This window comes from Vibrio sp. V23_P3S9T160, assembly GCF_963886625.1.
GTDB lineage: Bacteria > Pseudomonadota > Gammaproteobacteria > Enterobacterales > Vibrionaceae > Vibrio > Vibrio anguillarum.
Window position 1 is genome coordinate 1 of the sequence record NZ_CAWPDB010000118.1, and the last position, 14,534, is coordinate 14,534.

General features: G+C 45.5%; 10 protein-coding genes. 8 read left to right on the plus strand and 2 right to left on the minus strand.

Annotated elements, in window-relative coordinates:
• Positions 1-397 precede the first annotated feature (397 nt).
• The 8 genes from glnS (at position 398) to purF (ending at position 12,260) form a co-directional block, all read left to right on the plus strand.
• Positions 398-2,068, plus strand: coding sequence for a glutamine--tRNA ligase (gene glnS, locus AACU59_RS08630; protein ID WP_094144450.1), 1,671 nt, complete (start codon positions 398-400; stop codon positions 2,066-2,068).
• Between the two features lie 225 nt (positions 2,069-2,293).
• Positions 2,294-6,235 (plus strand): FimV/HubP family polar landmark protein, encoded by a 3,942-nt coding sequence (locus tag AACU59_RS08635; protein WP_161437752.1) that lies wholly within the window; start codon positions 2,294-2,296, stop codon positions 6,233-6,235.
• Positions 6,236-6,406: 171 nt separating this feature from the next.
• Positions 6,407-7,201, plus strand: a complete 795-nt coding sequence (gene truA / locus AACU59_RS08640; protein WP_094145602.1) for a tRNA pseudouridine(38-40) synthase TruA — start codon at positions 6,407-6,409, stop codon at positions 7,199-7,201.
• A gap of 175 nt (positions 7,202-7,376) precedes the next feature.
• The gene (gene accD, locus AACU59_RS08645) at positions 7,377-8,303 is read left to right on the plus strand and encodes an acetyl-CoA carboxylase, carboxyltransferase subunit beta (RefSeq protein WP_013857293.1); all 927 of its coding nucleotides are present in this window, start codon (positions 7,377-7,379) and stop codon (positions 8,301-8,303) included.
• 44 nt (positions 8,304-8,347) lie between these two features.
• The gene (folC, locus tag AACU59_RS08650) at positions 8,348-9,613 is read left to right on the plus strand and encodes a bifunctional tetrahydrofolate synthase/dihydrofolate synthase (RefSeq protein ID WP_094145600.1); all 1,266 of its coding nucleotides are present in this window, start codon (positions 8,348-8,350) and stop codon (positions 9,611-9,613) included.
• Positions 9,614-10,159, plus strand: a complete 546-nt coding sequence (locus AACU59_RS08655; RefSeq protein ID WP_013857291.1) for an SPOR domain-containing protein — start codon at positions 9,614-9,616, stop codon at positions 10,157-10,159.
• Positions 10,160-10,220: 61 nt separating this feature from the next.
• Positions 10,221-10,712, plus strand: a complete 492-nt coding sequence (locus AACU59_RS08660; RefSeq protein WP_013857290.1) for a CvpA family protein — start codon at positions 10,221-10,223, stop codon at positions 10,710-10,712.
• Between the two features lie 33 nt (positions 10,713-10,745).
• The gene (gene purF, locus AACU59_RS08665) at positions 10,746-12,260 is read left to right on the plus strand and encodes an amidophosphoribosyltransferase (RefSeq protein WP_094145599.1); all 1,515 of its coding nucleotides are present in this window, start codon (positions 10,746-10,748) and stop codon (positions 12,258-12,260) included.
• A gap of 82 nt (positions 12,261-12,342) precedes the next feature.
• Here the strand turns inward: purF and AACU59_RS08670 are convergent, their stop codons facing one another.
• Together AACU59_RS08670 and rnt are read right to left on the minus strand one after the other, a co-directional pair.
• Positions 12,343-13,668 carry a Na+/H+ antiporter family protein gene (locus AACU59_RS08670; RefSeq protein ID WP_094145598.1) on the minus strand — a complete coding sequence of 442 codons (1,326 nt, stop codon included), beginning with the start codon at positions 13,666-13,668 and terminating at the stop codon, positions 12,343-12,345.
• Positions 13,669-13,689: 21 nt separating this feature from the next.
• A complete protein-coding gene (gene rnt, locus AACU59_RS08675) occupies positions 13,690-14,349 on the minus strand; it encodes a ribonuclease T (protein WP_010318472.1) in 660 nt (219 codons plus the stop codon).
• Between the last annotated feature and the right edge of the window lie 185 nt (positions 14,350-14,534).

Here is a 14,534-nt window from a genome sequence, read left to right on the forward strand (position 1 = left end):
AGTAAGTCAGACAAAGTCTCAACGTTGCTAGGTTTCCAATCATTAATTATGTTTAGAGCTTGAGAAACATCCATAAAAAAATCCAAGTGCATTAAATACACTTGGATTTTGACAGCTCTGAAGGATCGTTCAACCGATCACTTTGGCCTTAACTGATCGGCATTAGCCCACAACGGTAGCTTTTGCCTATTTCTTACGCCCTTTGCCTGAAATTTTGCTTAGCCTAGCCAGACAAAAGGCAATGTCTTGAAATAATCGCAGGAAATGCCCACTTTTTATTGTGCAAGAGCGGATAATTGTGGATCATTAGCGACAAACTTTCTGTTTCTGCAAGCATTACTGCTCTTACATACAGAAAAATCTTCTGACGATACTAAATAATTTTGAGGTGCTATAGATGAGTGAAGCTGAGGCTCGTCCATCGAATTTTATTCGCCAAATCATTGATAAAGATTTAGCGGATGGCAAACACACAAGTGTGCATACTCGTTTTCCGCCCGAGCCAAATGGTTACCTGCACATCGGTCATGCTAAATCTATCTGCTTAAACTTTGGTATTGCTCAGGACTATCAGGGACAGTGTAATTTACGTTTTGACGATACAAACCCTGAAAAAGAAGATATGGAGTACGTTGAGTCAATCAAAGCCGACGTGAAATGGCTCGGCTTCCAATGGTCTGGTGATGTTTGTTATTCGTCAGATTATTTTGACAAACTATACCAATACGCGGTTGAGCTGATCCAAAAAGGTCTGGCTTATGCTGAAGAGCTCAGTCCAGAAGAGATCCGTGAATATCGAGGTACATTGACTCAAGCAGGTAAGCCAAGTCCGTACCGCGATCGCAGCATTGAAGAAAACCTAGCCCTATTTGAGAAAATGCGCGCTGGTGGTTTCGAAGAAGGCAAAGCGTGCTTACGTGCCAAGATTGACATGGCGTCATCCTTTATGGTGATGCGCGATCCTGTGCTTTACCGTGTTCGTTTCGCTGAGCATCACCAAACGGGTAACAAATGGTGCATTTATCCAATGTACGATTTTACCCACTGTATCTCGGATGCCTTGGAAGGGATCACGCACTCAATTTGTACGCTAGAGTTTCAAGATAACCGCCGTCTGTACGATTGGGTGTTGGAAAATATCACGATTGATTGTCGACCACATCAGTATGAGTTTAGCCGTTTAAACCTTGAATACACGGTAATGTCTAAGCGTAAACTAAACCAGCTGGTTACGGAAAAATTAGTGGATGGTTGGGATGACCCACGTATGCCGACGATTTCAGGTTTACGCCGCCGTGGATTCACACCAGCATCGATTCGTGAGTTTTGCAAACGCATAGGTGTGACAAAACAGGAAAATATGATCGAATTCAGTTCGTTAGAGTCTTGTATCCGTGAAGACTTAAACGAACATGCGCCTCGCGCCATGGCGGTTCTTGACCCTGTAAAAGTGGTGATAGAAAACTTTGAGGCGGGTAAAGTCGAGACGTTAACGCTGGCAAATCATCCAAACAAGCCTGAAATGGGCGAACGTGAAGTTCCATTTACTCGCGAATTGTGGATTGAACGTGAAGATTTCCGTGAAGAAGGCAACAAGAAATACAAACGTTTAGTGCTAGGCAAAGAAGTTCGCTTACGCGGCGCTTACGTAATAAAAGCAGAGCGCATTGAAAAAGATGCACAAGGCAATATTACGACAATATTCTGCACTTACGATATGGATACTCTGGGTAAAAACCCGGCAGATGGACGCAAAGTGAAAGGTGTTATTCACTGGGTATCCGCCGATAAAGCCTTGCCAGCTGAAATTCGTTTGTATGATCGCCTATTTACCGTTCCCAACCCGGCGGCGGCTGACAACTTTGCCGAAACCATTAACCCAGATTCATTGGTTAAAATTAATGGTTTTGTTGAGCCTAGTTTGGTGTCGGCACACGCGGAGCAAGGTTATCAGTTTGAGCGCATGGGTTATTTCTGTGCTGACTCGAAAGATTCTAAACCAGAAGCGTTGGTTTTTAACCGCACAGTGGGTCTACGTGACACTTGGGCAAAAATAGACGCAGAGTAAGCTTAAGTACTATTTAAAAAGGTCAGCCAATGCTGGCCTTTCTTTTTATTATGGTACTGTTTTTGTCTGAGCAAGCTCACTTAGCGGGGAAAATGTGTGAGATTCCTGCGATTATCGTAGTCGTGACACATTTTTTACCTTGCGTCCTATAGTTTTGCTAGCGTTATCCGATATATTAAACAGATCATCGTATTTATTTATTCCAAGCACATAGCTGAGCCTTATATGCGTCAAATTTTTCAGCGTCTACTGTTGCCGATAGCAATGGTTGCCGTGACTCAGACTTCTATCGTTAGTGCCGAGAGCATTCGCCTGGTTGGGCCGAATGGTGAGATCCAGTCTTCTCCTCAATTTTCAGAAAATCTCACTCAAACTCGTAATCTTCAGCAGGCTAATAGCCAACCATCGACGTTTTTTGGGCCAACCTTAGACAGCGACACTTTGTGGTCTATTGCCACTCGACTACGCCCATCGAATAACGTCACTGTACAACAAACCCTGCTGGCCATTTATCGGCTAAACCCTCAGGCGTTCGAAAATCAAAATATTCACAGTTTGATTCCGGGTAGCAACTTACGTGTTCCATCATTGGCACAGGTAAATAGTGCGCCCACACAAGAAGCGGTCAATATCATAGCCGCGCATCAAGCCAAATTGAATGCTAATACGGCGCAGCCAACAGCGCCTGTTACTGCTGCTTCTACAGCTTTGCCTGAAAAAACAATTGCCTCTATTGCCGCTCAACCAGTTGTTGAAAAGACGAAGAGTGAACCTGTGCTAAAAGATATTGGCACACAAGTTGCGAAATCTGATACTGAATTACTGGCGCTTGAAGAGAAAAATCATAAGTTACGTTTGATGCTGGCAGATGTTCAATCTGAAGTCGATGCACTCAAAGGAGAACTCGGTGACGAAAACCGCATTCGCTCTGAAGTTGAAAAGCTACTTGATGAAGAACGTCGAAAAGCACTAGAGGCGCAAAAGCTTGCACCAAGTGCACTTGATCAACTGCTTTCCAACTCTTGGTTGGTCGCCGCTCTCGCCCTTATTCCTGGTCTGTTAATTGGTTTACTGGTTGTGATGTTGCTTGGCCGCCGATCCAAGCCAACGGAGCAGCCTGTTGTCACTCAAGGTAATCAAGAGCCCATAACGCCAATGGCTGCTGGCAGCCTTGAAGATATTGACGATGATTTAATGCTGGATGATGACTTGTTTGGTGAGTCTGATGATAGTGAGAAGTTATTTGGTGACGACATCACACTGGATGATGAAATCGATGACAATGCTGAGCAAGAATCGGACATTTTTGCCGATTTAGACGATACAGATTTAGACTTCAACCTCGAAGGTGAAGATGGCGAAGACCCATTTGCGAGTATCGGCGATGATGGTGATCTTGCTGCGGATTTAGAAGATTTGACCGCTAGCAGTAACGGCATCAGTGTTGGTGCTGACGAAAAAGCTGTCGGTCTCGATGAGATGGCGCGAGCTTTAGACGAAGCGTTATTAGATGAAGATGACGGCGAAACAGAATTTGATTTATCCGATGATGATGATTCCATCTCTGAAGACGACATTGACGCGTTATTGGCTGGAGATGATAAAGCTGAAGATCTCGGAAGCGATACTTTAGATCAATCGCTACTTGACGATTTGTTTGCCGCCAATAGTGATGACGATCATCATGATAGTTTTGACTTTGATTCATTATTGGATGAGTCCGAAGATGATTTCAACTTGGATTCAGAAGAGCCCGAGCTAGCAAAAACCGGCGGTAACTTCGATTTAAAAGAAGCAGAGCTAGCGTCGGATAGTGAACTTGATGATCTATTCGCAACGATTGAAGCGCAATCTGACCTCACCTCAATAGAAACTGATTCCTCCACTGAAACAGCGCTGCTGGATGAATTATTAGAAGAGCAAGATGAAGATGTCCTAGCAATTGATAGTGACAGTGTCGAACTGCTCGATGAGCTACTCGGTGATGATGAAGAGAGCAAGACAGACTTATCGGAAAGCACCGACTTACTTGAAGAACTTGTGCAGCCCGATAAAGACATCGCTTCGAGCGAAGAAGATATTGATGATGTTGACTTCACTGGTGATCAAACTCTGTATGAGTTATTGGGTGAAGAAACTACGGAATCCGACATTGAAACCGAGCTGGATGAGAATAGTACAGAGCTATTGGACGAACTATTTACTGACAATGGTTCTGAATCACTTGAGTTTGAAAAGGCAGACCAAGAGCAAGAAGGTGCTGAAGATAAGGATAGTCTCGCTGAAGAAGATGGTACGGCATTATTTGAAGAGTTGCTGGAAATCGAGCAGCATGCTCAGAATATCGAAGAGGCCGAACAGCAAAATAGCGAGTTGTTGGATAATGAAAACGATAGCGTTGAAGATTCCGAGTTTAACAGCGACATCTTCATTGACGATCTGCTAAGTGCCGCTCCTGAAAAAGATCCTCTACTGGATGATGAACAGATGGGAGTGGTTGATGGCGACATTGATGAAGAATTTATCGACGACTCATTTGATTTTAACCCAGAAATTGAAGGGGCAAGTTATCCGGATCTGAAGCCGAATGAGGAGCAACCTCTAAGCAGCTCGACATCCCCGGAAAAAATAGAACCCGCACAGGTTAGCAAACCAGAAGTCAGCCCTAACGAATTTGGAGTTCCACAAGATGAAGACTGGGACATTGGTGAGCTAGAAGACGAAGAACCAAGCCAAGCTGATGTTGAGCCGCTTCAAACCAATTCAGCAGAATCATCGGCAAAGGACCATGTTGAGGAGCTCCACGATGACAAGTTAGTGGAGTTCGAAGAAGAAGATCTCCTTGCTTCCTTTAATGAGCCATCGCTAGAAGAACAGTCACAGAGCGAGCTTTCCGAAGTCCAACTGCCAGAGCAGTCAGAAGAAGACGCGCTGGCGGATGCGATAGCCGAGCCTCAAGATGCGGCGTCAGAGCCTGTTGCTCAAGAAAGTGTTGAAGCGATTGACGAGCAAGCCTTACCTGAATTTAGTGAAGAAGATGCACTTGCTTCAATTAGCGAGCCTTCTCTAGAAGAAGAAAAGGAAGACGAGAGCGACCTTACGGATCTTGAGCTTCCAGAATACACAGAAGAAGACGCGCTGGCGGATGCGATAGCTGAGCCTCAAGAGGCGGCGTCAGAGCCTGTTGCTCAAGAAAGTTTTGAAGCGATTGACGAGCAAGCCTTACCTGAATTTAGTGAAGAAGATGCACTTGCTTCAATCAACGAGCCTTCTCTAGAAGAAAAGGAAGACGAGAGCGACCTTACGGATCTTGAGCTGCCAGAGTATACAGAAGAAGACGCGCTGGCGGATGCGATAGCCGAGCCTCAAGAAGCGGCGTCAGAGCCTGTTGCTCAAGAAAGTTTTGAAGCGATTGACGAGCAAGCCTTACCTGAATTCGGTGAAGAAGATGCACTTGCTTCAATTAACGAACCAGCACTAGAAACAGAGCAACAGTCGCTTTTAGAAGATGATGACGTAGACCAATTGCAGAGTGTTTCAAAACAGGAGTTCGATGAGAAAGCCTTAAAAGATTGGCTAGATGAGGAAAGTGTACCCTCTGCGCCATTCTCTTTTGATCGACCATTAGATGCTCGTACCATTGATAGTGCTGGTATGAATATTGATGCAATGTTAGAGGTAGGCGGTGAAGATTGGAACGGTTTTAATTTAACGCCAGATCAACAAGCTTCCATCCCAGATGACGTGCCTGAAGAAGAGCTTGCCGTTTGGAATGATGAGATCCAAACCGACGAGCCTCAAATTCTTGATGAAAACTGGGGAATTCAAGATGAACTCGATGATTTTGAAGCCCAAAAGAGCCAGTACATGACCATCGATGAGCTAATGGCTCAAGTTGAGGGTGAAGAGGGGATTAGCCCTGAAGATGAAGAACTCAAGTTAGATGTTGGTTTAAGTGAATTTCCGGATGTGATTGGTGACATTGGTGATATCGATGTAGACAATAACTCTGAGGCGGCGGGTAAGCTTGACCTCGCCAAAATTTACATCGAGATGAACGATGATAAAGGGGCGATAAAACTGTTAGAGGAAGCCATTGTTGATGGTAGTGATGATATTCGACGAGAAGCGAAATCCTTGATTGACAGCATTAATCGCCGAGCTTAAAAACAAACGAGGCCGTGAATATACGGCCTCGTTGTTATTGAATAGCCTTTTCTGACTTGCAGATGACCTGAACTTCACATTGAAAGTTGTCGGGGGTAGATGGCTTGTCGATTAGAATTTTTTTTTGATTGCGATTATACTGCCCGACCCATTTTCAAAGAGAATCAGATGATGAAAATCGCTTTAGGTATTGAGTACAATGGTTCTCAATACTATGGTTGGCAGCGACAACGTGACGTTAAAAGTGTCCAAGAAGAATTAGAAAAAGCACTCACAGTTGTGGCGAACCATCCGGTTGAAGTATTGTGTGCGGGGCGCACCGATGCAGGGGTTCACGGCACAGGGCAGGTGATACATTTTGATACTACGGCTTGCCGAAAAATGGTCGCTTGGACAATGGGTGTCAATGCTCATTTACCAAAAGATATCGCTGTTCGTTGGGCAACTGAGGTTTCAAGCGATTTTCACGCTCGCTTTTCGGCTACAGCACGCCGTTATCGCTACATCATTTATAATCATGCTTATCGCCCTGGCATATTATCTTCAGGTGTCAGTCATTATCATGGCGATTTAGACGTTGAAAAAATGCAGCAAGCAGGGCAGCTTTTATTGGGCGAAAATGATTTCACCTCTTTTCGCGCTGTGCATTGTCAATCGAATAGTCCTTGGCGAAACGTCATGCATTTGAATGTGACTCGGCATGGCAACTATGTCGTCATCGACATTAAAGCAAATGCTTTTGTCCATCATATGGTGCGAAATATTACCGGTAGCCTCATCGTTGTCGGCCGTGGTGAGCAGCCTCCCGAATGGATAAAATGGCTGCTTGAAGCCAAAGATAGAAAACTGGCGGGTGCAACAGCCAAAGCGGAAGGATTATATTTGGTTGCTGTTGATTATCCAGAAGAATTTTCTTTACCAAAAGAGTCGCTTGGGCCGCTATTTTTAGCTGATAATTTGAACTAATAACGCGTAAAGTGTCCAAAACAGAGTCGTGACGTGTGTGGAAATGACAGCCAGAAAATAGGTACAACCAGTTTTTTGTCTACACTAAGCATTTTATATGTTTTAATCCTCACGCATAAATCCCAAATTTGTATCTTTCGCAATCACGCGAGAGAGTTAAGAGTAAAGGTCTTCCATGAGTTGGCTTGAAAAGATTTTAGAAAAAAGCAATATCGTAACTTCGCGTAAAGCATCCATCCCTGAAGGGGTTTGGACTAAATGTACTTCTTGTGAGCAAGTGTTATATCACGCTGAGCTTGAGCGTAACTTGGAAGTGTGTCCTAAATGTGATCATCACATGCGCATGAAAGCACGTCGCCGCTTAGAGACTTTTCTTGATGAACAGAATCGTGTCGAGATTGGTGACGAGTTAGAGCCGCAAGATAAACTCAAGTTTAAAGACTCAAAACGTTATAAAGAACGCCTTTCAGCCGCTCAAAAAAGCAGTGGTGAGAAAGACGCTCTTGTGGTGATGCAAGGCGAACTATTGGGTATGCCTTTAGTTGCTTGTGCTTTTGAGTTTTCTTTCATGGGTGGTTCAATGGGGTCTGTAGTTGGTGCGCGTTTCGTACGAGCTGTTGATGCCGCTATAGAAAACAACTGTGGTTTGGTCTGCTTTTCTGCCAGTGGCGGCGCGCGTATGCAAGAAGCGTTAATGTCATTGATGCAGATGGCAAAAACCAGTGCGGCGCTTGAACGTTTATCAAGCAAAGGCTTACCTTATATCTCAGTGATGACGGACCCGACCATGGGTGGCGTATCGGCAAGTTTAGCGATGCTTGGTGACATCAATATTGGTGAACCTAAAGCACTGATTGGTTTTGCAGGTCGTCGAGTTATCGAACAAACGGTACGTGAAGATCTACCTGAAGGTTTCCAACGCAGCGAATTCCTAATTGAGCATGGTGCGATTGATATGATTGTCGATCGCCGTGAAATGCGTCAACGCGTGGGGGGATTGATCGCTAAATTGACCAATCACAGCTCACCATTGGTCGTTTCTGTTGACGATTCACCGATTGAACCTGATTACGCTGTACCAGAAGCGCACGAAAAAGGGTAAAGTAGGCACTAACACACTAACTGCTTAATGGTTATAAACGTTAGATGACTCAAAACCTTATCCCACAAGCCACATCCTCTCTTGCGATGTGGCTTGATTATTTAGCGAATATTCATACCTCCGCTATCGACCTTGGCTTGGATCGTGTTCAAGCTGTGGCTCAAAAAGCGAATCTTATTAAACCTGCACCTACCGTAATTACCGTGGCTGGAACGAATGGCAAAGGCTCGACCTGTGCATTAATGGAAGCCATTTTATTGGATGCCGGTTATCGCGTGGGCGTTTATAGCTCACCTCATCTTATCCGTTATAACGAACGCGTGCGTATTAATGCGCTTGAGCTAAGCGATGAGCTGCATACGCAAGCCTTCGCTTTTGTTGAAGCGCAACGGGGTGAGATCAGTTTAAGCCTATTTGAGTTCGGTACATTGGCGGCGCTGCGTTTATTTCAAACGCAAGCGGTGGATGTCATTTTATTGGAAGTTGGGCTAGGTGGCCGACTTGATGCGACCAATATCGTGGATCACGATGTTTCTGTGATCACCAGCTTGGCGATTGATCACGTGGATTGGCTCGGCGATGACATCAATGTTATTGGCTATGAGAAAGCGGGGATTTATCGCGCAGGTAAACCCGCTATTTGCGGCCAGCCTAAGCCACCACCAACGGTTGCAGCGCATGCCGATGATATTGGTGCGGAGATGTACCAAGTCGGTATTCAGTTTTCCTATGAACTTGCCTCTGAAACAACGTGGAATTGGCGAAGTGGTCCATTTGAGTTATCTGATTTACCGCTTCCTCGCTTGCCCTTGCCTAATGCGGCTACGGCATTAATGGCACTCGGCTGCTCCGGTTTGGCTGTGAGTGATGTCAATATCGTCAATGGGCTTAGCAACGCAACACTTGCTGGGCGGATGCAAAAAATCAGTGATAGCCCAGAAATCATTCTTGATGTTGCACATAATCCCCATTCGGCCGAATATTTGGTGGCGCAGCTCAAACAGCGTTACGCACACAAAAAGGTCCATGTGGTGATTGGCATGCTGCATGATAAAGATGTGAAGGCCACGCTTCATCAACTGAAATCAATCGCTAACGTTTGGTATCCTGCTTCATTAAGTGGCCCTAGAGCCGCGCAAGCGAATGAACTGTGTCAGTATCTTGAGCCAGGCGTTAAACCGTTTACTAACCCAGTCAACGCTTTTGAAGCCGCGATGACACAAGCCGATAGCAATGATGTCATTATCGTGGTTGGGTCGTTTCATACTGTGGGTGAAGTATTAGAGCACTGGCAGAACAAAGGAGTATAAATGGCAAGTAAGTTTCAGAGCCGCTTGGTAGGAACAATTATATTGGTGGCGATAGGGGTGATAGTGTTACCTGATGTATTGGATGGCAAAAAGACCCACTACAAAGAAGATATCGCCAGCATCCCAATTAAGCCCGAATTAGACAGCGACGTAGAGAAGTTTGAAATTCTCGACCCCGTTGAAGATCAAGTCGCGTTGCCCGATTCGCCTGTTGAAGTGATCGCACAAACTAACCAGAGCGACGCAGCAACGCAGAGCAAGCCACTCACTGTGAAAGTGAAAGAAACTGCGGAAAGAAATGATTACCAAGATAGTGCTTGGCTCATTCAGTTGATGGCATTAAAGAATGCCGAAAATGCAAAAACCGTGGTTAAAGATCTGCAAAAACGGGGTTATCAAGCTCATACTAAGCAAGAAAATGGCTTCACTCGGATCATTATTGGCCCAGATGTTTCCAAAACCAAGCTTGAGCGTCAACTCTTAGAACTGGAAAAAATTACCGGTGCAAAAGGTCAATTGCTCAAATTTAAACCACTAAACCCATAAGAAAACGTTTGCGTCGCGTTTTTTTCTGTTAAAATGCGCGCCAACTTAAGATGTAGAACTCATGAATTGGTTAGATATTGTCATTTTAAGTGTGATCGGCCTATCGGCATTGATCAGTTTAGTCCGTGGCTTTGCTAAAGAAGCGTTGTCATTAGTGATATGGTTCGGTGCATTTTTTATTGCCAGCCAATACTACGCAAAACTTGCGGTGTATTTTTCAAATATCAAAGATGACATGTTTCGTAATGGCGCGGCCATCGCAGCACTGTTTGTTGCAACACTCATTGTCGGAGCGATCATTAACTATGTGATTGCTCAATTGGTACAAAAAACGGGCCTATCTGGAACTGATCGGGTACTGGGCATTGTTTTTGGAGCATTGCGTGGTGTGTTGATTGTTTCAGCTGCCTTGTTTTTTATGGATGCGTTTACCGCATTTCCAAATTCAGAGTGGTGGAAGAGCTCGCAATTGGTACCGGAATTTAGCCGTATCATTGCGCCGTTCTTTGAGCACTTACAAGCAACATCAAGTTTTCTCTCTGGCGCGATTTAGCGCCAGTTACTGTCGCAAATCGAGGATCAGGACATGTGTGGTATTGTTGGAATCGTGGGTACAACGCTGGTAAACCAGTCAATTTATGACGCGTTAACGGTATTGCAGCATCGTGGCCAAGATGCCGCTGGTATTTGTACCATAGAAAGCAATCGTTTCCGTCTGCGTAAGGCGAACGGTTTAGTGAAAGATGTCTTTGAAGCAAAACACATGCAGCGTCTTCAAGGAACGGTGGGTATTGGGCATGTGCGTTATCCTACTGCGGGTAGTTCGAGTGCCTCAGAAGCTCAACCTTTCTACGTTAACTCCCCGTTCGGTATCACGCTTGCTCATAACGGCAACCTCACCAATGCCAACGAAGTACGCCAGAAGTTGTTTGAAAAAGATCGTCGCCATATCAATACCACTTCAGATTCCGAAGTGCTGCTTAACGTCTTGGCGCATGAAATTGATACAGTCAGAGGCAATGTAACCGCAGAAGATGTGTTTCGTGCTGTCGCCAATGTACATCGCACCATTCGCGGTGCTTATGCTGTTGTCGCGATGATCATTGGGCATGGGATGATCGCGTTTCGTGACCCGCATGGTATTCGTCCTATCTGCTTAGGTAAACGTGAAGTCGATGGCCGTACCGAATACATGGCCGCTTCGGAGTCGGTGGCGCTAGATGCTGTCGGCTTTGATTTTGTGCGTGACCTTGCCCCCGGGGAAGCGGTGTATGCGACCTTTGATAGCCAGCTATTTACTAAACAATGTGCCGATAATCCAACACTTAACCCATGCATTTTTGAATTTGTCTACTTCGCCCGCCCAGATTCGTTTATCGACAAAATTTCGGTTTACAGCGCGCGCGTAGAAATGGGTAAAAAGTTGGGTGAGCGCATCAAGAACGAATTTGCTGACTTAGATATTGATGTTGTGATCCCCATTCCTGAGACTTCGTGCGATATCGCATTGCAAATTGCACAAGCGATTGATATTCCATATCGCCAAGGTTTTGTCAAAAACCGCTACGTTGGCCGCACATTTATTATGCCGGGCCAGCAACAGCGTAAAAAGTCGGTGCGCCGTAAACTCAATGCGATTCGTTCTGAATTTAAGGGCAAAAACGTGTTGCTAGTGGATGACTCGATAGTGCGTGGAACTACGTCAGAGCAAATTATTGAGATGGCTCGTGATTCTGGTGCAAACAAGGTGTACATGGTGTCAGCCGCGCCTGAGATCCGTTTCCCTAACGTTTATGGCATTGATATGCCAAGTGCTAACGAGTTGATTGCTCATGGTCGAGATGCCGATGAAATTGCGCAGCGAATTGGTGCCGATGCTCTGATTTTCCAAAATCTGGAAGATTTAGTGGATGCCGTCGGTATGGGTAACCGCGATATTGCAAAATTTGAAGCGTCGGTATTTAACGGCGAATATGTCACGGGCGATATTGATCAGCAGTATCTTGATTTTCTTGAATCGATGCGCAGCGACGATGCAAAAACGGTTCGAGAAATCCAGCAAGATCTCGCCAACCTGGAGATTCATAACGAAGGCGCGTAATCGAGCGCATCTCTCCAAATAGGCTGCAAAGAAAAAGGCTTCCATCGAGGAAGCCTTTTTTGTGCTCGTTAACAGGGTTTGACTAAAGGATCATTGCCGCAATCCAGCCAAACACAATCAGTGGAATATTATAATGGATGAAGGTTGGAACCACCGTTTCCCAAATATGTTCGTGTTGGCCATCCGCATTTAGGCCTGACGTTGGCCCTAAGGTGGAATCTGACGCTGGAGAGCCAGCATCGCCCAACGCAGCAGCGGTACCCACTAGCGCAATGGTCGCCATAGGCGAAAAGCCAAAGGCGAGGGCAAGGGGCACGTAAATGGTTGCGATGATTGGAATCGTTGAGAAGGATGAACCAATGCCCATAGTGACCAACAAACCGACGATCAGCATTAATAAAGCGGATAAAGCTTTATTGTCACCAATGCTTACTGATAAGGCTTCGACGAGCGACTCAACGCCACCGGTGGCTTTCATCACGGCGGCAAATCCGGCCGCTGAAATCATAATAAAGCCAATCATGGCCATCATATGTACACCTTTGGTGAACACATCGTGCGTCTCTTTCCACGCAATCACACCACCAAAAGTGAAGACCATAAAACCAGCCAGTGCGCCGATGATCATTGAACCTGTGGACAGTTGTACGGCAAGTGCCGTGATAATACCGAGCGCGGCAATCAAAATATGCTTTTTGTTGATCGCTTTTGGTTTGGTATTAATGACAGTATGTTCCGTCTCTTGATACTGGCGAGGTTTACGATAGGTAAAGAAAATGGCGACCAGTAAGCCAAAAATCATCCCAGCGGCTGGTAGCAGCATGGCTATCGGCACTTGGCTTGCCGTGACGTTTTCAAGGCCATTATCGCGTAAATTCTTGAGTAAGATGTTATTGAGGAAAATCCCACCAAAGCCGACAGGCAAGACCATATAGGGCGTGATAAGGCCAAAAGTGAGTACGCAAGCAATCAGGCGACGGTCAAGCTTCAGCTTGGCAAAGACGCCCAATAGCGGTGGAATTAAAATCGGAATAAAGGCGATATGGACAGGAATGATATTTTGCGATGACATGGTAACTAGAACCAGCGCGACCAGAACCGCATACTTCAAACCTGTGGTGGCCGCACCATGCTCTTTGCCATGGATACGCTTAATCACGTTTTGCGCCAGTAAGTCAGTAATACCAGATTTAGAAATCGCGACGGCAAAGGTGCCTAGCATCGCATAACTTAGTGCGATGGTTGCACCGCCGCCTAAGCCACTTTCAAATGCAGAAACAGCGTCATTTAAACTCATCCCTGCAACTAAACCACCGACGATCGCACTAAATGTCAGTGCGACGACGACATTGACCCGCATCAGCGCAAGAAGCAGCATGATGCATACAGAAATTACTACAGGATTCATATATTTCTCGGTTAGTTGTGTTTACTTGTTATTGTTTTCTGAAGGTTCAACAAGTGGCCATCCGCCAAGGGCCTTCCATTTGTTGACGATACCGCAAAAAAGTTCGGCTGTTTTTTGCGTATCGTATAGCGCTGAATGCGCTTCTCTATTGTCAAATTCCATCCCAGCGGATTTGCACGCTTTGGCCAAAACGGTTTGGCCATAGGCTAAACCACTTAGCGCGGCGGTATCAAAAGTCGCAAAAGGGTGGAAAGGGACTCGTTTTAGCTTGCAGCGTTCACTGGCTGCCATCACGAAATTTAAGTCAAAGGTAGCATTGTGCGCCACCATGATCGCGCGGCTACAGTCATTGTCGCGTTGCTCTTTTCGGACTAGCTTATAAATTTCTCTGAGTGCTTCGGCTTCGCTGACAGCACCGCGTAATGGGCTAAATGGGTCACGAATGCCATTAAACTCAAGCGCCTCTTTTTCAAGGTTGGCACCTTCAAAAGGCTCAACATGAAAGTGAATCGTCGATGCTGGGTGCAGATCACCTTGTTCATCCATACGCAACGTAATCGCGCAGATTTCTAATAGTGCATCGGTCTTTGCATTGAAACCGGCTGTTTCGACGTCGATGACGACGGGAAAATAACCGCGGAAACGCTTTTTCAGTGTCAATGCTTCATTTACTTCAGTCATGCTAGCTCTTGGTTGTGTGACAGGGCTGGCATTATTACAGATTCTTTCTACGATAAAAACCAAACACGTTAATAAATGCAGGTTTCACTATGCGTTGGATAGTGCGGTGATGTGGCTAGATTTTTGCATTAACTTAGTCAATAGAAAGCGAAGCGGCAATTTTCCGCCATCGTTGTAGTATCGAT